The 18907-nt window shown below is 60.9% G+C and carries 15 protein-coding genes; 10 read left to right on the forward strand and 5 right to left on the reverse strand.

Annotation, left to right across the window (positions count from 1 at the left end; all coding sequences use genetic code 11):
* Positions 1–3: 3 nt before the first annotated feature.
* On the reverse strand, positions 4–537 hold the full coding sequence (locus tag AADX97_RS02180; protein WP_374231937.1) for a hypothetical protein: 534 nt from the start codon (positions 535–537) through the stop codon (positions 4–6).
* Between the two features lie 981 nt (positions 538–1518).
* On the opposite strand from AADX97_RS02180, the gene AADX97_RS02185 reads away from it, so the two are divergent.
* Positions 1519–2136, forward strand: coding sequence for a hypothetical protein (locus AADX97_RS02185; protein ID WP_374238554.1), 618 nt, complete (start codon positions 1519–1521; stop codon positions 2134–2136).
* Positions 2137–2371: 235 nt separating this feature from the next.
* The gene (locus AADX97_RS02190) at positions 2372–3196 is read left to right on the forward strand and encodes an alpha/beta hydrolase family protein (RefSeq protein ID WP_374231939.1); all 825 of its coding nucleotides are present in this window, start codon (positions 2372–2374) and stop codon (positions 3194–3196) included.
* Here the strand turns inward: AADX97_RS02190 and AADX97_RS02195 are convergent.
* Positions 3177–4100: an alpha/beta fold hydrolase gene (locus AADX97_RS02195; RefSeq protein WP_374231940.1), complete on the reverse strand. Its 924-nt coding sequence runs from the start codon at positions 4098–4100 to the stop codon at positions 3177–3179. The genes AADX97_RS02190 and AADX97_RS02195 overlap by 20 nt on opposite strands.
* A 653-nt stretch (positions 4101–4753) precedes the next feature.
* Here AADX97_RS02195 and AADX97_RS02200 point away from each other — a divergent pair.
* Positions 4754–6340: a cadherin-like domain-containing protein gene (locus AADX97_RS02200; protein ID WP_374231941.1), complete on the forward strand. Its 1587-nt coding sequence runs from the start codon at positions 4754–4756 to the stop codon at positions 6338–6340.
* Between the two features lie 732 nt (positions 6341–7072).
* Here the strand turns inward: AADX97_RS02200 and AADX97_RS02205 are convergent.
* The 3 genes from AADX97_RS02205 to AADX97_RS02215 form a co-directional block, all read right to left on the reverse strand.
* A complete protein-coding gene (locus tag AADX97_RS02205; RefSeq protein ID WP_374231942.1) occupies positions 7073–7480 on the reverse strand; it encodes a hypothetical protein in 408 nt (135 codons plus the stop codon).
* Between the two features lie 24 nt (positions 7481–7504).
* Positions 7505–7852 (reverse strand): hypothetical protein, encoded by a 348-nt coding sequence (locus AADX97_RS02210; protein WP_374231943.1) that lies wholly within the window; start codon positions 7850–7852, stop codon positions 7505–7507.
* A 320-nt stretch (positions 7853–8172) separates the two neighbouring features.
* Complete coding sequence (locus tag AADX97_RS02215) at positions 8173–12837, reverse strand: MopE-related protein (protein WP_374231944.1); 4665 nt, start codon at positions 12835–12837, stop codon at positions 8173–8175.
* 555 nt (positions 12838–13392) lie between these two features.
* On the opposite strand from AADX97_RS02215, the gene AADX97_RS02220 reads away from it, so the two are divergent.
* The 7 genes from AADX97_RS02220 (at position 13393) to AADX97_RS02250 (ending at position 18884) form a co-directional block, all read left to right on the forward strand.
* Complete coding sequence (locus AADX97_RS02220) at positions 13393–13680, forward strand: encapsulin-associated ferritin-like protein (protein ID WP_374231945.1); 288 nt, start codon at positions 13393–13395, stop codon at positions 13678–13680.
* Positions 13681–13895: 215 nt separating this feature from the next.
* Complete coding sequence (locus AADX97_RS02225; RefSeq protein ID WP_374231946.1) at positions 13896–14198, forward strand: 4a-hydroxytetrahydrobiopterin dehydratase; 303 nt, start codon at positions 13896–13898, stop codon at positions 14196–14198.
* A gap of 15 nt (positions 14199–14213) precedes the next feature.
* Positions 14214–15473 (forward strand): ABC transporter permease, encoded by a 1260-nt coding sequence (locus AADX97_RS02230; RefSeq protein WP_374231947.1) that lies wholly within the window; start codon positions 14214–14216, stop codon positions 15471–15473.
* 449 nt (positions 15474–15922) lie between these two features.
* Positions 15923–16498: a DUF3299 domain-containing protein gene (locus AADX97_RS02235; protein WP_374238710.1), complete on the forward strand. Its 576-nt coding sequence runs from the start codon at positions 15923–15925 to the stop codon at positions 16496–16498.
* Between the two features lie 435 nt (positions 16499–16933).
* The gene (locus tag AADX97_RS02240) at positions 16934–17428 is read left to right on the forward strand and encodes a 6-pyruvoyl tetrahydropterin synthase family protein (RefSeq protein WP_374231949.1); all 495 of its coding nucleotides are present in this window, start codon (positions 16934–16936) and stop codon (positions 17426–17428) included.
* Positions 17425–18126 (forward strand): SDR family NAD(P)-dependent oxidoreductase, encoded by a 702-nt coding sequence (locus tag AADX97_RS02245; protein ID WP_374231950.1) that lies wholly within the window; start codon positions 17425–17427, stop codon positions 18124–18126. The genes AADX97_RS02240 and AADX97_RS02245 overlap by 4 nt, the downstream gene beginning before the upstream one ends.
* The gene (locus AADX97_RS02250) at positions 18123–18884 is read left to right on the forward strand and encodes an SDR family NAD(P)-dependent oxidoreductase (protein WP_374231951.1); all 762 of its coding nucleotides are present in this window, start codon (positions 18123–18125) and stop codon (positions 18882–18884) included. Before AADX97_RS02245 ends, AADX97_RS02250 begins: the two co-directional genes overlap by 4 nt.
* Positions 18885–18907: the final 23 nt, after the last annotated feature.

An 18907-nucleotide genomic window follows, 5' to 3' on the forward strand; every position in this document is an offset into this window, starting at 1 on the left:
GCCCTAGTAGGGTCCACGCACGTCGCCGTTCGCGTTGTAGAGTGTGAGGCTGACCCCCGCCGGAAGACGCAGATTCTCGAGATGCAGGCGCGCGCCGCCGGAATCGCCGGTATCGAGACGCATTGCCCACACCAGGCCGCCGGCTTCCGTGCGTCTGACAAATCCGCCCGAGAAAGGATTGACGTCGTCGGTCAGAGCCGCCGCGTGCAGGGCGCCGAAGCCAACCTCAAGGGCGACGGGTCGCACGACCCCTACCTGATATGGCTTGCCGGGGCCGCCCTCGGCATTGGACCTGACGATCTGCCGGCGGTCATCTGCCGTCAGTTCCAAAATCACGCCGGGCGTGTGCGGCAGGTCGCCGATGGATGCACGCAGGGCCTTGAAGCGAGCCGCTTGGTCCTGTCTCCAAGTATCCAGATCCTGGCCCCCCGACTTGAATTCCGGATCGACCGCGACGTCGGCCGCCGCCAACGAAGCGCCGACGAGTAAGCCCAAGGCCAGGAAACCAACCAGTAGGTTGAAACGAGAAATGCTCATGCGATTCGGGACCTCTCGGTGCGTTGGGATGAAGGACGACTCCGCGCGCGCAGTCGGTCCCTTTAGGCACTCGGCGGGTCGGCTCCCCTATCACTTCGGCAGCTTTTCAAGCTGCCGGGATAGCCTTCGCAGAGCTGTACCGTCTTGCTGCGGCGCGGACATCCATCCTGACTCCGGGGAACACTGCCGCCACGCAGGTGGAAGTTTATAACGCGTACACCGTGCTTTCGCAAACGCGTGCGCGCGGCGTATCTTCGTCCGCAACCTAAAGATCGGAGGGCGAGCGAAGCCGTGGTGCCGGAAGACTCGCCCGCTGCCCTTGAGCAAAGGAATCCGGGCTATGTTGCCAAGTGTTCATAGCGGGCGTCATCGTCGTCGAGGCGGAACGATAAGGTGACGACGGGGCAGCGGCGATGACGAAGTCTGGGCTCGCCCGGCCTTTATTGGTTCCCGCCGGCGCGGCAGTATTCCACGGTGAGGCCCGGCGACGACGCCTTCGGGTCGGTGTCCTCGCTACCGCAGCCCACGGCTGGCACCATCGACGCCGCCGGCGTGGATGACGAGTGCGTTCATCTCTCGTTCAGCTCACCTTCGCTAGGATTGTGTCCAGGATCGATCAAGGCGAAGGACGAGACAGCCGGTCCGAGTCCAACGATCCCCGGTGTGAGCAGGAAATCAGCGGTCGAGCCGAGCTCCTCGAACGCTCACAGGCAGTGCCGTCCCTGGTCCAAGGCGGGTCATCCTGACCCTAGAGAGAAAAACCATTAGCGAAATCGCTCTGTTCGCCAGCGTACGGAACTTGCGCAAACTTCCGCCTATTCTGGCATCTGGAAGCGATGAGTCAGGTCGGCACGACAGTCACGGACGTCAAGCAGACGTCACCTTCCCTGTACCCAGTGCAGAACGACTGAGGATACGCAAATGAGCAATCAACGACACATGATGAGACACCTTCCTTCTTGTTGCGGTACGGAGAGTCCCATGAGTAAATCCAGCAAGCTTACCCGCGCGATCGTCGGCGCCATCGCATTGGTCGCCCTGAGCACCAACGTCCAGGCGGATCGGGACGGCAGTGGAACCTGGTCGACCGATCGAGGCGCTTCCGGAACCTACTCGGGCCAGTCGGAGCGCTCCGGCAACAGCATCAGACGTAATCAATCCGTTACCACTGAGGGTGGCAGAACCTTCTCGCGCTCAAGTGAAACCGAGCTCGACCGCCAGACCGGCGAGGTGAAGAGCACGGTGACCGGCCCCGACGGACGGACGCGGACCTCGACCGGCACCATTGATCGAGAGGAAGGGACACTGAATCGAACCATCACGGGTCAAGGTGGCCGTTCAGTCAATGCTACGACATCCGTCGACCGGGATAACAAGTCGATCGGAACCACCTATAGTACCGAGAGCGGTAAATCGGTTTCGACAGACACAAGCCGCAACGAGGGTGGCGGTCGGTCCACCACGGTGACCGGTCCCGGTGGCAATCAGCGGACGATCCAGAGCACGGGAAGCTTCGATCAGGACGCTGGCACCGCGACCCGCACCATAACCGGTCCAGGCGGCCGCAGCGGCTCGGTGACGATCAACCCCGACAACTGATAAAGTGAAGGTGGTATTGGTGTCGATCAAAGACTTGGCTTAGGTTGACGTCAATCATCCCGGCCCCCGGAGCTCTCGTCGGGGGCCGGGTTTCTAGCGTTATAGCCGAGCGGGCGGACAGCACCGATGATCCGAAGGACGACCGGCTGCGTTCAAATGGAATCTCCTTGCGGCTATTGCAGGCGGCGAGCTGAGCCCCCGCTGTTTTCCCGGATATGCTCGGAGGAAAAACTCCATGCATGGCTTCTGCTACTTTCTGTTCATCCTGGGGCTGTCCATCCTTGGCCCCGATGTCGCTGCAAATGAGCCGAACCCTGTCGATATCGCGCGTGGATCCCGTCTGACTCAATCGGGCGATCGAATCGATTATCTGCTCGTCACTCCGAACGCGGACGGGCAACCGGTGAGTCTGCCCCTACCCGCGCTCGTCCTCACGCACGGCTTCGCGCGCGATTACGGGCGTCATCTCGACTCGGCGATCGCCTATGCCTCTGCGGGGATCATCATCTTGGTACCCAATCTCGTCGCGTCGGATGAGCGCCCCATCGTGGGACGCCGCGAGGTCGAGAACACGGCCGATCATGTACGCTGGCTTATCGCTCGGGCCGAGGATCCCGCCGATGCTTTGTACGGGATACTGGATCCGGACCGCATCGCGTTGGCCGGTCACAGCGCGGGAGGCGCCATCAGTTTCGAGGCAACCATCACGCTTCAGAGCTCAGGCATCTTCCCGGCCGCACTCGTCATGCTCGATGCGGTGCCCTATCCGCGCACACTTCGCGCGGCCGCACGCCTAAGGCCGCTGCCACTTTTGAGTCTGCGTTCGGAACCGAGCGGCTGCAACGCGAATGGATCGGTCGCGCAACTGGAATCCGTTCTCAACTTTTCGATCGAATCGGTCCTGATCAGCGCAGCGACCCATTGCGACCCGGAATCGCCGACTGACGTGGTTTGCGAGCTCGCCTGCGGGGGTGGCTCCGAGCCCGCCCGCGCCACCTATCGCGAGCAAACCGAAACCTTCCTCCGCGACAGCTTCGGGCTCAGTCCACGGGATGATTGAGGCGAAGATGGCCGGTCATGAGCTCGTCGAAACGTGCCTGAGCCTCGTCGTTCACGAGCGCCCCTCCGGGCGAGATCTGAATCAGATTTGCCGAGGGATTCAACGCGAGAAAGACCTCGCCTTCGCTTGGCGGGGTGAAGGCATTCTCGACGCCCCAGATCAGGAGGGCGGGAGCTTGCAGGTCGGCGAATTCATCGCGCACGTCGAGCCCGAGATTGCTTGTCAGGAAGGAGGCGGCGGCATAGATCGAATCCGGGTTTCGTGTGTATTGCAGGTAGTCGTCGATCGTCTCGGTATCGCAAAACGACGGATCAACATAGAGGGAGGTGCGGCAGAAGGACCGGATGGAAAGCCTGGAGCCTAAGGCTGCGTAGGCGGTTTGTCCTGCTTTCCCGGAGACGACACGCTCCCAGAGAGCTTCGGTGAACGGGCCCGGCTCGGTCGTGAAGCTCTCCGCTCCGACGGGTGCATTCAGCACCAGTGCCGTGACTTGCTCGGGGTAGTCGGCCGCCACGGCGATCGCGTAGGTCCCGCCCAGAGAATGTCCCACGAGTGCCGCGGGCTCGACTACGACCTCCGTCAGGAAGGCGCCGAGCATGTCGACATAGTTGGCGCCGGTGAAGCGGCGCTGGGGTCCGATCGACCGTCCCCAGCCGGTCAGGTCGATCGAATAGACGCGATAGCCTGATTGGACGAGCGCGTCGATCTGATAGCGTGTCTGTGCGGAGGAGGCGCCTGCGCCGATCCCGTGGATTTGGACCACGGGCGGACCGGCGCCATCGACGCGATAGGCGACCGCTTCGGTCTCGAAATCCCAGGACTTCCACTCGGCGTCTCCGGCTGGAAGGACGCCGGCCCAGGGCCCCAAAATTATTATCATCAGAAGTTTCTGAAGCGTTTTCATGTGCTTGACTCCATCGTTGGCAAGCTCTCTAAAACTCGGGCGTCGCCAACGCTGCCGGCGGGCGCTCGTGGATAAGGTCGAATCATAATGGAACCTTCTCGAGTCGAAAGATACAGTCGCCGAGATGGTCTTGAAACCTGCTACTTGACTTGTGGCGGGTCTTTCTAAAAATTGCGAAGCTGTTGCGAGCCGGTCTCAAGCGATCTTGGCCTATACTGCAGAATGTGCTGAACACGCTTGCACGATCTTGATTGCCGGTCCATGCTGAGCTTGGGAAACGTTTGTTCAGGGCGCCAGTCCTGATTTTCCCGAAACGGCAATAAACGGCAGGCCGTCTTTCGGCCGATTTTCGTGAATTGACGGGCGACTTCAGTGGTGTTGTTGGACCATCGGTGTCCGGAGCCGGGCTAACCGCCTCACCGAGTGGATCGAAGTGACAATCGCAGAGTCTCGCTAGATTGGTTGAATCGAATTATCTGCGTCCACTCGGCTAACCGTTTTTGCCCATCCGGCGTTTATTCGATTCTTCAGATCGAGGAAATATAACTATGATCACAATATCGAGTCTACGCGCGCGATCGGTTGCTCTCTGTAGCTCCTCGCCGCCCACTTCGCGCCACAGAGCTGAAGGTCGGTTCTTAGGTGCTCTGTTAATGACTGCAATTTGTCTAGGGCAGGCTCAGGCATCGACGAGTCCCGATGAGATTGAGTATCGGAACGCAGCGGGTCGATGGATCATTCAGGGCGGCGACTTGGGCGTTTTCGAGAGCAGCGATAACGGAACAAGCTGGTTCCGACCGGCTGGTGCCGGGCTTAATCTGGCAGTCGTGAAGGAATGCGACGAGGAGACGACTGCGGGTAGTGTGGTCGCCTGCTGGATGATGCCCGTCAATCTTAACACCATAGAGCCCGCTAACCTCGGCATATTGACGGATCTGTTGCCACGCGATACGGTTTTTGTGGATGCTTTTCCGGAGCCCGGCTTTGTGAGCGGCGAAGGCGATCGAGCGAGGTGGAGTGCGCTCTCGCTCGCTCCGGGTTTCAATTCGGACTGCTACTACGAATACCTCAACTGGAAGGTCGATCCCTTTGCCGGCCCGTTCAATCCGCAGACGAATCCAGTTTGTTCCGGAGACTTTCCTGGGTTCGAGCAAGCAACGATCTTTTATCTTAGTTATCGCGTCAATGTGCCTGTTCAGGCCGGCGCGAAACTGGTCAATACAGCGCGATTTAGCGCGGACGTTCCAGGTTTTTCGTTGGAGCAGGTCACCGCCGACTATGTCACCTCGGTTCGAGGCGGTGCTGTCGCACTGGGATTGACCATCAGCGACAGCCCGGATCCTGCGGTTCCCGGGGAACAGGTGCTTTTCGATGTTTCCTACGCCCATCTCAGCGAAAGCTCCGAGCCGCTTGCGAATGCCTGTATCTTGTCGCTGAACTATCCGGAGGGCTGGGGCGATCCGCAAATTTTTGACTTGGGCGATCTCGGACGGGGGCAAAATGGTCAAGTCCAGGGGGCTGCTACTGTGCCGCTCGCGGCTTTACCCGGTTTCCGTGGCACGACGATCGCGAGCCTAGAGTGCCTGCAGGGTGGAGTGAGTGCGTCTAATCAGACCCTTGTGAAGTCCGTCGACAACAACCCTCCGATTGCGGTTCCGGATAGGGTGACGCTCATGGTCGGAACGATAACCCCGATCGATGTGTTGGCGAACGATTCAGATGTTGATGAGGATTCGCTCGCTGTCGTCGCCATTACCCAGCCCCAAAAAGGCACGGTATCGCTTCAAGCCGGAGGTCTCGGCGTTTTCTATCAATCGAAAGCCGATGCGGAAGGGGTCGATAGCTTCACCTACAGTATCTCGGACGGGCGAGGTGGATTATCGACTGCGAACGTGTCGGTTACCGTCATCGGTTCAACGGGCGTTAAGCCACTTAGTTTAACTGCTCGACCGATTTCACGACTCGGAATCCGTAATCTGTTTGCCGTCAGCGACGCCGTGCCGGAACGCAAGGTCACTTTCTGGTGGAGTAGAGTGCCTCAGTACCCGCCTGCCATTACGAGTTGCGGGCAACTGGCCTCCTTAGTCAATCCGAATATCAAGAGAGCTGACGTGATAGCCTCGGATTCGGGTACCGCAGAGTCGGTAAAGTCGATCCTTAAGAAACCGATCTGGATACTCGCGACTCAGGAGCTAGATAACGGAACCTGTGGTATTTCCAACATGGTTCAATTGTTCTGAAACCTGCTCGCCTCGTGCTCTTAGGTGATTTCCGGGAAAGGATCTACCGGCGTGTAGGGGCGAATTAATTCGCCCCTACAGTCCCTACAGGTCTTACTGGCATGCGCAGACGGGATGCCAATTCTCGGAGATCGCCTCAAGAACATTAGATTCCGGGGGTTCTCCTCGGAATCGACTTAGGCGAATGCAGGCATGGATCGTAATTTCGGCCAGTGTGGCGCGCGGCGGGCAACATAGGGCGTTGAATGTTTGGGTTTCCCTGCTCTTTTGGTCATCCAGTTTTCGTGTCTGGGATCGGGTAATGAGTGGGCGTCGCCGCAAGGCCGGCGTCGCGTTACTCAGATGGGTCATGACCCGGCGCTTGATATCCAGCGCGCGCGCCCGATTGAGGAACTCGCATCAAGGCCGACTTCAAGTCGGTGAGCAAGGCGGAGATGTTCGGCACGAGTTTACCGATCTCCTTGAACGGTCTGCGGTCGGTGAGGGTTTTGTAGCGGCCGAACACCGATAGAAGGAAGGCCTGACGGTTTGCCGCAAGGTGCTTAAGGACTTCGTGCAGTGGTCCGGAAATGCACCCAGTGCACATCCCCGCTCAACTTGGCACTCAGCAAGCAATACGTGCTTGCCCACCCCCACTCAACGAGATGATCGGATCGATGACGTAGATCCAGTCCGCACGCTGCGTGGGTGGACGCTGGAACAGCGCCAAGCCCGAGCGGTAGAGCCAGTTGCTCAGCTGATTACTGACCACCATGACCGGATGATCGCCAGTTGCGCCGGCTCGGGTTGGGTGGCCTTGCGCACATGCAGGGCACGCCCGTCGGGACGGCGGAAGGTGGCGGTGACCCGGCATTGGCCGGCGAGGATCGCGCGCAGGCTGGACCACCGGTCGGTGATGCCGTGCGCCTGCAGGCGCCGCCGGATGATCTGGACGAACTGATAGGCCAGCACGGTGATGAACAGGTGTCCCTCGGCCCGCTCCGCGGTCTGGTGATAGACCGGGCGCAGACCCAACTCCGATTTTAAGGAGCGGAACACCGCTTCCAGGTCGGTGAGCATGACGTACGTGCGCCACAGCTGCTCCGACTCCCAGGTCAGCTCGTTGGTGCGCAGGCAATAGACCCCGGGGTGCGTGACCAAGGTGCCGTCGACCGGTCGGCGCTCTCAGCGGATGGCTTGGGCGTTGACCCCGCCGGCATCCGGCTCGACGGTGATGCTGTAGTGCTGCCCGACGCCGTGACTCGTCTCCTTCAACCGCCCGATGCGCTGGGCCTCGCGCTCCACCGCGGGCGAGAGCACCCCCTCCAGCAGCACGCCCTGCCCGCCGAGCAACTCCTCCAAGCGTACGCACAGCGTCGGCCACTCGGCCGGCGGCACCGCGAAATGGCGCCCGAGGTTCAGGAGGGTGATCTGCCGGACCTTGCCGCCGACCCGCGCGGAGCGCACCAGGCGGTGGGTGCGGTAGTGCTCGCCGGTGGTGCTGTTGTGGGTGCGCGTGCGACGGATGTACATGCCCGTACGCTAGCTCATGCGCTGCCCGGCGCCTAGGGATAGGCCAAAATAATATGGCACTACGCGCTAGGTTTTGAGAGGCGTGTAATTATGAATCAATGGCATGATATTGACGGCAGGGGCGAATTCCCCCCGCCACGTTAAAGATGGGCTAAGGCGCCCAAGGTGCGGCAGCCGCGATAGTGCCGGCAGGATTGAGATCTCTCAGGTTGCGAATTCCGGGTTTCGCCCCGGCTAGTCTCGAAGTTCTGCATAGCCGCGTTGAACAGGGAGAGACCTTGGTCACGTCCCGGCGATTCCGGGACGTGACGGGTCTTGAGCTAAGGTCCGGGTTTCAGACCCACGGTGACACCTAGGTAATCCGCATAACCTGGTGTGAGACCGTCGGTCGTGATACCGAATAGCTTTGCCTCGTCGAAGTCAATGTCTACGACGCCTTCGAGACTCATGCCTTCGATGCACATCGGAGGTGTGAACTTCTCGGCGTTCTCAGCAACTTTTTCGATAACGACGCTCTCGAAGGCGCGTTCCAGGATGTTTTGGTCGTCGGAAGTCCCGGAAACGTTGCACATGGCACCAAAGCTGGTGTTGGATGGAATGACGCCCTTGAACTTTGGCACGAAGCCGAGCTCGTTCGCCTCACAAACACTATTGTCGATGCCCATCTCCGTGCTGAAGGCGAGATCAAGGCAGGCTGCGAAGAGTTGACAATCAGGTGCAGCGTTCCCCTGAGCCGAGAAACAGCCCTTCAAATCGTCGAGATCATCCGTGTAGTTGTCCTGCGAGCGGTCCAGCACGAAAACCACGTTGACCTGCTTCAACGCGAGATCGACCCCGACGAATTTGTCGTTGGCGTCCTCGTCTTTGACTCCGATTTCCGGAGGCATATCGACTCGGCCGCAGAGCAGGATGCTGTCGTCCTGACTGATGTCTTTTGCGACGGTTTGTTGGCAGTTGCTCTTGACCCGCTGACGTTCAACGAGGTTTAGGTCGCTGACAGGTAGCGTCAGACAATCCTCGCCTTTGAACCCATGACAGACTCCGCGCTCGATCGAGCCGTTCAGGGTCGTGCAATCGGTTCCCCGGATCGCGTTGCACTGACCGCGTGAGGCGGGTAGGGGCAGTGTCGAGCAATCCTCGGGGAGTAGATCGCCGACCGTGTCCAGGTCCTCGCCCGCGCTGGTGCAGAATGACTGAAGATCTCCGCACTGTGTCATGCTTGCGAAGATCTGATTAAAGACATCATCGGCGATCAGCACGCTGATGTCCGCACCGACTGCAGCGACCTCCGCGGGAGTCGGCAAACGTGCGGGCGTCAGGGCAGCGCCCGGAGATGCGTCGACGGCGGCTTCATCGCAGGTGCTCTCGAATTCCGCGCCAATCGAGACGAGCAGTCCGTCCGCGGTGATGTCGGTCTTGATCGGGCCTGGCTTGAAGAGTGAGCTCTTTGAGTCCTGTGCAAAGGCATCAGGATTGACACCGGCATCGTTGAGGCCCATTGCGTCGGGCTCGCCGAGTTGCAAATCACTCAAGAATGACTGCTCGAACTCGAATCCGCCGACCCCGAACTGCTCAAAAATGAAGCCTTTAACATCAAAGTCACCTCCGGTGAACACGAACGCAAAGGCACCGCCGATGGCGCGGGCGACGGTATCGAAAACAAAACAGATCGATGCGCCCCAACACTCAAGGCCGAAATCTTGTTTTGTGAGCGGATCGAAACCGGAGTCTTTGTCGTTCTTCACGACGCCGTTGCAGGTTCCGACACATTTGGCATAACAGGCGCCACCGGGGCAGTCGGTGCTCGTCTCGCAGGACTTGCCTTGATTCTCGCCGCCGGTACATTTATTCCCCGACCCCGATGGGTCGGATGGGCAGCTCAAATCCGTCATACAAGCGGCACCTTCAGCCGGTCCTTTAGCGCATGTGCCCGCGCCGCCGCTCGTCAACGGCCAACAGGCGTTGTCGTTCAAGCACTCCAATCCGCTGGGGTTCGCGCAGGCCCCGGCTTGCGCATAGAGCGGTGTGCCGTCGGGATCACGGACGTCGTAGGAAAAGGTGAACGCGTCCTTGTCCGGTGTTTTCGTCTCGATCTGCTGCTCCGAGATGGTGACGTCGAATCGGATGTCCGCGATGTCGATCGCCGCTTCGACGTCGACCTTGGTGCGTGCAATGCACTCGCCGAAGAGTCCTCGGGTCGTGCAAGACCGCTCGGCGCCGACCCTGAGGTTCACCGTCGGAAGGCGAACAGTCAGTTGGAGCGCGCCGTCGATGAAATCGACCTGGCAGGTTGGTGGATCGCCGCTGGGGTGCTGCGACGCCCAGGTCGTAAAGTCGAGTTCTCTGAGCACCAGTGGAATGTTAGTCAAGTCGCATGAGCAGTCCGGCTCAAAATCGAAAGTACCGAAGGTCTTGCCGCTCAGGTTGCCTGAAAGGTCGGCCATGAAGGTGTCGATGGCCTCCGTACAGGTCGCGTTGAAGAAGCTTTGTACGGCCGCCTCTTCCAAACCGATCAGGAAGGCGCCGTCGACCGACGCAGCGGTCATGGCTTCGGCGATCTCCCCGCGGAGGCGGCCGTCCAGGTTCCACAAGAGGTCGCGCAGCTGCGGGCTCAGGTCATCGTCGATAAAGCGTTGGATGCGTGCCGGCATGTCGTCGCGCAAGCGATCGAGCACACTTGAATCGAGCTCGTCGTCGGGGCGCAACAACGACTGGCGCGTGCTCTCGGAACCGGCAAGGATCTGCGAGAACTCGGCATCGAGCGGCCTTTGGACGGCACCGAGGGCGAAGACGACATCGGTGTTGAAGGTGCGCAAGCCGTCGCTTGTGGCGGCATCGACGATCACCCGGTTGGATCCCCGCAGGAAGCTACCGAGCGGCGCCGTGCCGGCGGTCGCATCCGCGAAGGAATGTTCGGGAAGCGACGCGTCGAACTTGACCAGACATTCTCGAGGGGTGGTTTGGTCGTCCCCGGCGCAGATCTGGCGGTCGGGAATCCCGACATCCAATGACAGTCCGTTGACGGCAAGGGAGCTGATCTCCTTGCCCGCGCAGACGCTCCCGGAGACCTTGACGGGCGCTGTCAGCACGATCTCTTGATCCGCGGGGGAATCGACCGTGATGGCGAAGGCGGATGCCTTTCCGATATCGGCCAGATCGTCGCGGTAGCAGCTCCGATTGAGCGGAGTGCGCGGTAATGGTTGACCGGAGACTCTAAAGAGATGGCCGCCAGGCGGCAGTCCGCTCAGTCGCAATTGAAGGGTGTTGGTCTGGAGCGGGACGGCGATTCCCGTGTTGGTATCCGATGCAGCTTGCCGATCCAGCGCCTCGATGGCGAGCCACTCGACGTCGACATCCACAGGGCTATCGATACCGCAACCGGCCTGGATCTGGAAGCGGCACTCCCCGGGTGTGATGCAGATCGAGCCGCCGGGCGTCGGGAGCTGTGTGGCGGGGTCGACACCGATCTCGGCAAGAATGTCGACACCGTTCAGCTCGATTTTGAGCGTGTCGACGTCCACGAGCGGTAGAAAGGCGCTCAACTCGACACTATCGTCGTCGGGCAGGGAAAGCGTCTGATCACGCGGACTCGAGACTTGAATGAAGGGCACGATTCCGCAGTAGGCGACGTCCTGGAGGGCGCCTTTCTTGCCGACTACCCGCAGGACGGGGTTTTTGTGGAACATCGTGTGGTAGTTGCCCGCCGGCGAGGTCGTGACCCGCCAGAATCGCGGATCGATCCGGCTGCCGAGATAGGCGATATCGCCATCCCGAACATCCTCGATGATGGCCAACAGATCGCCATTCGCGTCGATGGAGACGAGATCGGCCTGGATTTCGGTCGCCTGACCGCCGTCGAACTCGATGAAGTGGGTCGCGAGACAATCGGCCGGGCGCCGGCCGACCCGATAGGGGAGGGAACAGGTCACGCCCAAATCGGCGAAGGCACCCGCGCAGTCGACGTCTTCGGCATCGGTGAAGCCGTCGCAGTCGTTGTCGATGAAATCGTTGCAGCTCAGCTCGACGCCGGGCTCCGGCGGGTCCAGCGCGACGGCTCCGCATTCGGTGTCGAGGCGGTCTGCGGTGCATTGGAAGGCACCGATCTGCCGACACGCCCCGACCCCCGCGGCGCATTCGAGTCCCAAGATCGGGAAGCCTTCATCCGTGACCCCGTCGCCATCGTCGTCGATCCCGTTTCCGCATAGCTCGGGTTGACCGAAACCGGCACAATCCGGATCGGCGAGATCGACGAGTCCGTCGCAGTCGTCATCGACACCGTTGGCGCAGCTCAGGCCATGGATCGTACCTTCCTGCTTCGGCGCACCGGGTTCGGCGGAGCATTCCGTGCCGTTCCCCGCCGCGTTGCAGAATCGAATCCCGTTGCGTTGACAGATTCCGACGCCGACCGTACAGATCGAGCTGACGCCAAAACCGTTGTCGATGACGCCGTCGCCGTCGTTGTCCAAGCCGTCGCACTTCTCCGGCTCCTGACACGCGGGCTCATCGAGGACGTCGATCTTGTCGTCGCAGTCGTTGTCGACCCCATCGAAACAGTGGCCTGCGGCGAGCGATTCCTCGGCATATTCAATGATGGCGCTGGGCGTATTCTCGCAGGTAAAGACGCCGCGACCGAGCAGGCCGTAAGGATCGTCGCCCGCAGTTGCTTCATAGGTGACCGAGCCGGGCGGTACTTTGCAGACCAGGATTCCGCCGGTCTTGCAGACACCTTCCGGTCCGGGGCTTTCGTGGAAGACACAGAATCCGTAGCCTTCATCGGCGACGCCGTCACCATCGTCGTCGACGGGAATACCGTCGGCCTCGACCGGATCGAATGCGGGAAAGGTCGGATCAGCACCGTCGATCTTGCCGTCGCAGTTGTCGTCGACGCCGTTACAGCGCTCGAGTGCGCCGGGATTGATGCCGGCGTTGCCGTCGTTGCAATCGCCGCACAGTTTGCCCGTAGAATCGCATCCACCTGAACACACGGCGTATCCGTCGTTGTCGTTATCCGGGCATGCTGCCGAGAGGGCAGTAGGGGACAACCCGACAAGCGCTAGGCCCAGTAAGGTCGGAAGTAGTCGTCCGAAGCGGGCTTTCGGATGTGCCGGTGGCTTGGAGTCTAGGGTGGGCGCCAAAATCTCTGAATGCGATCCCATAAGGGTATGCCTCCGCTCGAAAAGCAAAGGTTGAGGAACGACGGATGCAATCGTCGAAGGTTGTATAAGTCTGCACGACGTGGACGTGCTTCAGGGCGAAGTCAACAGCTCCCTGAACGGATCCTCGGCTAAAACCAGTCTAGCAGTTTTCACGCGGGATACAGGAAATTCGATGAACAACGACGCATTTCAAATTGAAAGGTGGGTCGGGCTGTCCGGCAACGCGAAATGTTTCGCGAAGACTCCGGACGTTTCTCATGGAGCGCGAAAGTGCTACGTGGCGGCCGGCGAGGGGTTGTCTTTTACAGGGTGGCGGCCGACAATCCCGGCGTGTCGCGCGTAGCGCGCCCAGACCATAATGAACCCAGCAACCGGAGACGTCGCATGGCGAACGAGGGCTACCACGAGCCGACCGAAGAACTGTCCGACGAAACCCGAGACATGCACCGGGCCATCATCTCGTTGATGGAGGAGCTCGAAGCGGTCGACTGGTACAACCAGCGGGTCGACGTCTGCAAGGACGAAGATCTGAAGGCGATCTTGGCGCACAATCGCGACGAGGAAAAGGAGCATGCGGCGATGGTGCTGGAATGGATCCGCCGCAAGGATCCGTCCTTCGACAAGGAGTTGAAGGACTATCTCTTCACCGAAAAAGAGATTGCCCATCACTAACCTAAACCGCGTCCGAGGGTCCTTGCGGGGCAGCGTGTTTCTTGCGTTCGAGGCTACCACGAACCTTGGCGCTGACGCGGTTTAGGTGGGAATGAAGGGCATTTTTAAGATGGATGTTCTCAATCTCTTGAACCGCGCCCGCTCAAACTTTTGGGGATTCATGTGAAGAGCGACAGATCCTCGAACTGTCCATATCCTGCCCGGGGCGGTTCAACATGAGTCGCGCCAAGCTCGATGCAGAGTCGATCGTGATGGCGCTCGCGGAGCTCAATGTCTCTGCTGCGTCACCCTGGAGTTTGGCCGACAGTAAGCTGCATAAGGAATTCCGTTTCAAGGACTTCGTTGATGCCTTCGGCTTTATGAGTCGGGTCGCGCTGGTGGCCGAGTCGATGGATCATCACCCCGAGTGGAGCAACGTTTTCAATCGTGTCGTGGTCGCTCTCTCGACCCACGACGCAGGCGGGATCACGGAACTGGATTTCGCGCTGGCGAGCCGAATCGAAGGCTTGAGCGGTTAGGCGCCCCGCGGACCCGTGCCCATACTGAGCCTCGCTTGGAAGAGCCTCCTCAATCGCCGCGGTACGGCATTGCTCACGGTCATCTCGATCGGTTTGAGCGTCGCGCTGCTTGTTGGCGTGGAGCGTCTGCGCACCGAGACCCGTGCGAGCTTCGCCAACACCATCTCGGACACCGACCTGATCGTCGGGGCGCGGACCGGACCGGTTCAGCTGCTGCTGTACGCTGTCTTTCGAATCGGTCACGCCACCAACAACATCTCCTGGGATTCCTACTTGGACATCGCGGCTCACCCCCGTGTCGCCTGGTCCATCCCGATCTCTCTGGGTGACTCGCACCGCGGATACCCGGTCCTCGGCACCAACTCGGCCTACTTCGAGCACTATCGCTACGGTCGCGGTCGCGCGCTCCTCCTGGCAGAGGGTACGCCCTTCTCCGACCTCTACGACGCGGTGCTCGGGGCGGATGTGGCGAAGGGGCTGGGTTACGGCTTGGGCGATTCCATCGTGATTGCACACGGCGCGTCGGATGTCGCCTTCGCGCGTCACGACGCCCATCCATTTCGGGTCTCCGGCATCCTCGAGCCGACGGGCACCCCGGTCGATCGCACGGTTCACGTGAGCCTCGAGGGTATCGAGGCGATCCATGTCGGCTGGGAGGGCGGGGCGCCCTTGCCGGGCCGGGTCGTCGATGCCGATGCCGCGCGTGCCATGGACCTTGCACCCAAAGCCATCACTGCGGCCTTGGTGGGCCTGACCTCGCGGATCTCGACCTTCCAGGTGCAACGCTTCGTCAACGACTACCGACAGGAACCCCTAATGGCCATCCTGCCAGGCGTAGCGCTTGCCGAGCTGTGGGGTCTGATTGCGGTCGGCGAGCAGGCCCTGCTGTTGGTCTCCGGATTCGTGGTCGTCGTGGGTCTTTTCGGTCTTTTGACGGCGTTGCTGACGAGTCTCGGCGAGCGCAGGCGCGAGATGGCGATCCTGCGCTCGGTCGGCGCCCGTCCGGCCCATGTCTTTGCGCTGATCCTGGGCGAGGCGCTCGCACTGATCCTGCTCGGCATCCTGGTCGGCCTGGGTCTTCTTTACGGGGCGCTGCTGGTGGCCCAGCCGCTAATCCTTTCGGCGATGGGGATCTTCGTCGCTGTCGGAATCCTGTCGGCTCATGAGATGATGTTGCTGGCGCTGGTCCTGGCAGCCGGCTTCCTGGTCGGCCTGATCCCCGCTTATCGTGCGTATCGGCTGTCTTTGGCTGATGGGCTGTCGATTCGGGTGTGAGTGATTAAACCGCGCCCGATGCGGTATGCGTCGTTTCTTGGATTGGCTTGGCCGCGCCGGCTCCGACAACTGTCGGAGCCGGCGCGGTTTAAGGTATTAAAACCTATTAAATTTTAAACCGCGTCTCCACAAAGGTCGGAAAAGTCCTTGAGCCCGACACAACATGAAAATGACGCATTTCACTCTGGACGCGGTTTAACTCATCACCCGACAGGCGGTCGTTGGGGCGACCTCAGGCGGTTTCCGTAGAAGTAGGTGCCGTAGGTTGAGCTGACGATAGGACGCACGACTTCCGTCAGCGGTTGGTCGTGCAGGTCGAAGGCTCTGTTTATTGTCGAGTTCGTGTTCGTGTTCGTCCGGAATCCGATTACGACAACGAAAAATTCTGCGACGGTTTGTTCAAGACTTGCGGTTTAAGGGGCGAATCTTTGAGAATCAAGACGATGAGAATGCTTGCACGGCTGTTCCCGGTGATTCTCGCCCTGTGGCTTGTGGGTTGCGGCGAGGAACCGTCCGAACCCGACTCAGCGATTTCAGGCGCGATGCAGGCCGAGGAGATCGATTGGGATCGCTTGATCCCGGTCGAGTGGCAGCCCGAGACCCTGCTCGAAGACTTCGACCTCGACGCGCTCGATGAGATGGACGACGACGATCCGCGTGCGAAGGAGCTGATGGACAAGCTCATGGCGCTCTGGGCCGATGCCCCGGTCGTGGAAGAGCTGGACGGGCTCCGGGTCCGACTGCCCGGCTTCGTCGTGCCCTTGGAGCTGGATGCGCGCAAGATGACCGAGTTCCTCTTGGTGCCTTATTACGGCGCCTGCATCCATGTTCCGCCGCCGCCCGCGAATCAGACGATTCATGTCGTTGCGCCCGAGGGCCGCGAGTATGTCGGCGAGCTGTTCGATACCGTCTGGGTCACGGGGACGCTTCGGGTGATCCGCACCAGCAGCGACCTTGCCGAAGCAGGCTATCGGATCGACGTGACCGAGATCGAGCCCTACGACGGCGAGGTGGAGCCCCTTTAAACCGCGCCTCCGCACGACATGCACGGTTATGCCTTGAAGCGGTCTCGCAGGAATCAACGGCCCATGCAGCCGGCGCGGTTTAAGGCGAATTCCGGAAACCTTCAGGCCGAGGGCGTAGGTTGTGCCGAGCCGTGCGAGGCACAGCCAACCGTAGGCGCAAGTTGTGCTTCCTATCGTCAGCACAACCTACGGGTAGGGAAGTTTGCAGAAATCGCCTAAGTCTTTTTTCTCTGAACCGCGTCGACTCCAACGTTGTTGGTGTCCTTGAAAGGGCGAGTGGACTCGAGCATCACCGTGCACCGCGGACGCGGTTCAGCTTGGATTCGGCCGAGTGACCCCACATCCACCAAAGCGTCGGTCAGGTGCGGCGATCGAACGCACCCTTCACCGACAGGTGCTCCGGGCTCGGTGCACTGAGCCGCACCGGAGACGACCTTGGATACCGACATCCTGACCCGTATCGAGATCAGCAAGGAGTATCTGAATTTCAGCGCCGGCCATTTCACCATCTTCTCCGCGACCGAGCGGGAGAACCTCCATGGCCACAACTTTCGGATTCGCTGCAATGTCACGGCGCCGGTCGGCGCGGACGGTATGGCGTTCGATTACGTCATGCTCAAGCGGGTGCTCAAGTCGCTTTGCGACGAGTTCGACGAGCGCCTGCTGCTGCCCGAGCGATCGCCGCATCTGAGGATCGAGTATGGCGGCGGGATGGTGATCGCTTGTTTCGGCGAGGAGCGTCTGACCTTCCTGGAGCGCGACGTGCTGGTCCTGCCCATTCGAAACGTGACCATCGAAGAGCTGGCCGAGCTGCTGCTTGGGCGGCTGCGCGCGCGATCCGAGCTGGTCGGTCGGGATCTGTACGCCATCGAGCTGGGTGTCTCGTCGGGCGACGGACAATGGGCCTTTTCGTCTTGGAGGACACCGTGAATCTACTTGTTGTCACAGGTGCGAGTACGGGGATCGGTCGCGCCATCGCGACCCGCTTTCTGTTGGAGGGCAGCGTTGTCGTCAATCTCTCTCGCCGTCCCTGCACGGAGCGAGGCGTGGAGAATCTGGCGTGCGATCTTGCGCAGCCCGACGCGATCGATCGGATCGCCGCTCCCCTCGGGACCTGGTTGGTCGATGCCGAGCGCATCTGTCTGGTCCACAACGCCTCGGTCATGCGTCGCGACAGTATCGACGCCTTGCCGAGCGAGGACCTGCGTGCCGTGCTCGAGCTTAATCTGGTGGCCGCCAACGGTCTTAACCAGTTGGTTCTGCCACACATGAGCGCCGGCTCCAGCATCATCTATATCGGCTCGACCCTGGCGGAGAAGGCGGTGCCCGGCGTGGCAAGCTACGTGATCGCCAAGCATGCCCTGGCCGGGATGATGCGTTCGACCTGCCAAGATCTTGCCGGGCGCGGGATCCACACCTGCATGATCTGCCCCGGTTTCACGGATACCGAGCAGATCCGAACCATGATCGGCGGCGATCCGGACACGCTTGCCGCCCTAGCGGGGATGTCGGCGTTCGATCGGCTGATCGAGCCGGAAGAGATCGCCGAGACCGTGGCCTTTGCGGCCCATGCCCCGGTGCTGAACGGGGCGCTCATCCATGCCAACCTCGGGCAACGCGAGCGATGACCGACGCGGCGCAGCGCATCGTCTGTATCAGCGGCGGGACATCCGGGATCGGGGCGGGGCTTGTCGCCGCCTTCATCGAGGCCGGCGATCGCGTCGTGACCTTCGGGCGGGATCCGGATAAGGTCGCCGCGCTCGCGCAGCAGTGGGGTCATGCCGTTGGCTGCGGGAGCTTGCGTCTGCTGGTGGGCGACGTGACGCACGCAGACTTCCGCGATCGCCTCGTCGCAGAGATTCGGGACGCGGACGGCCGTCTGGATGTCTTGGTGAACAATGCCGGCGTGATCTTGAGCCAAGGCGATCTCGAGGAGACGGTCGAGGCCTGGCGGGCGACCCTGGAGGTCAACCTGATCGCGCCCTTTGCACTGACCCAGGTCTTTCTCGGTCTGCTCGAGCAAAGCGCCGCCCCGGTCGTCATCAACATGTCGTCGGCTTGTGCACAGCACCCCTTCGAGACCTGCACATCGACAAGCTATTCCGCCAGCAAGGCGGGTCTGGAGATGTTGACGAAGCGACTGGCGATGGCGCTGGGGGCACGCGGCATTCGGGTGAACGCTGTGGCCCCCGGCGTGGTGGAATCCCCGATGTGGGGCGGGGCGACCGATCTGATCGCCTCGACCGTGAAGCGCCGTCACCGCTTACGCCAAGATGCCGTCGAGCCGAGCGACGTGGCGCGTGCCGTCGTCTTTCTCGCGTCTGAGGACGCGCGCCGGATTACCGGCGCGTGCCTCAACGTCGATGCAGGTTATGCACTCGGTTGAACCGAAAAAGGCAGTCATCAAGC

The organism is Thiocapsa sp. C2-2m (genome assembly GCF_041903745.1).
In the GTDB taxonomy this organism is placed as follows: Bacteria; Pseudomonadota; Gammaproteobacteria; order Chromatiales; family Chromatiaceae; genus Thiocapsa; species Thiocapsa roseilacustris.

Coding starts and splice junctions, on each gene's coding strand:
- AADX97_RS02210 (WP_374231943.1), bottom strand. CDS start 7,852: ATGTACATCCGTCGCACGCGCACCCACAACAGCACCACCGGCGAGCAC.
- AADX97_RS02200 (WP_374231941.1), top strand. CDS start 4,754: ATGACTGCAATTTGTCTAGGGCAGGCTCAGGCATCGACGAGTCCCGAT.
- AADX97_RS02220 (WP_374231945.1), top strand. CDS start 13,393: ATGGCGAACGAGGGCTACCACGAGCCGACCGAAGAACTGTCCGACGAA.
- AADX97_RS02235 (WP_374238710.1), top strand. CDS start 15,923: ATGCTTGCACGGCTGTTCCCGGTGATTCTCGCCCTGTGGCTTGTGGGT.
- AADX97_RS02225 (WP_374231946.1), top strand. CDS start 13,896: ATGAGTCGCGCCAAGCTCGATGCAGAGTCGATCGTGATGGCGCTCGCG.
- AADX97_RS02195 (WP_374231940.1), bottom strand. CDS start 4,100: ATGAAAACGCTTCAGAAACTTCTGATGATAATAATTTTGGGGCCCTGG.
- AADX97_RS02185 (WP_374238554.1), top strand. CDS start 1,519: ATGAGTAAATCCAGCAAGCTTACCCGCGCGATCGTCGGCGCCATCGCA.
- AADX97_RS02180 (WP_374231937.1), bottom strand. CDS start 537: ATGAGCATTTCTCGTTTCAACCTACTGGTTGGTTTCCTGGCCTTGGGC.
- AADX97_RS02250 (WP_374231951.1), top strand. CDS start 18,123: ATGACCGACGCGGCGCAGCGCATCGTCTGTATCAGCGGCGGGACATCC.
- AADX97_RS02190 (WP_374231939.1), top strand. CDS start 2,372: ATGCATGGCTTCTGCTACTTTCTGTTCATCCTGGGGCTGTCCATCCTT.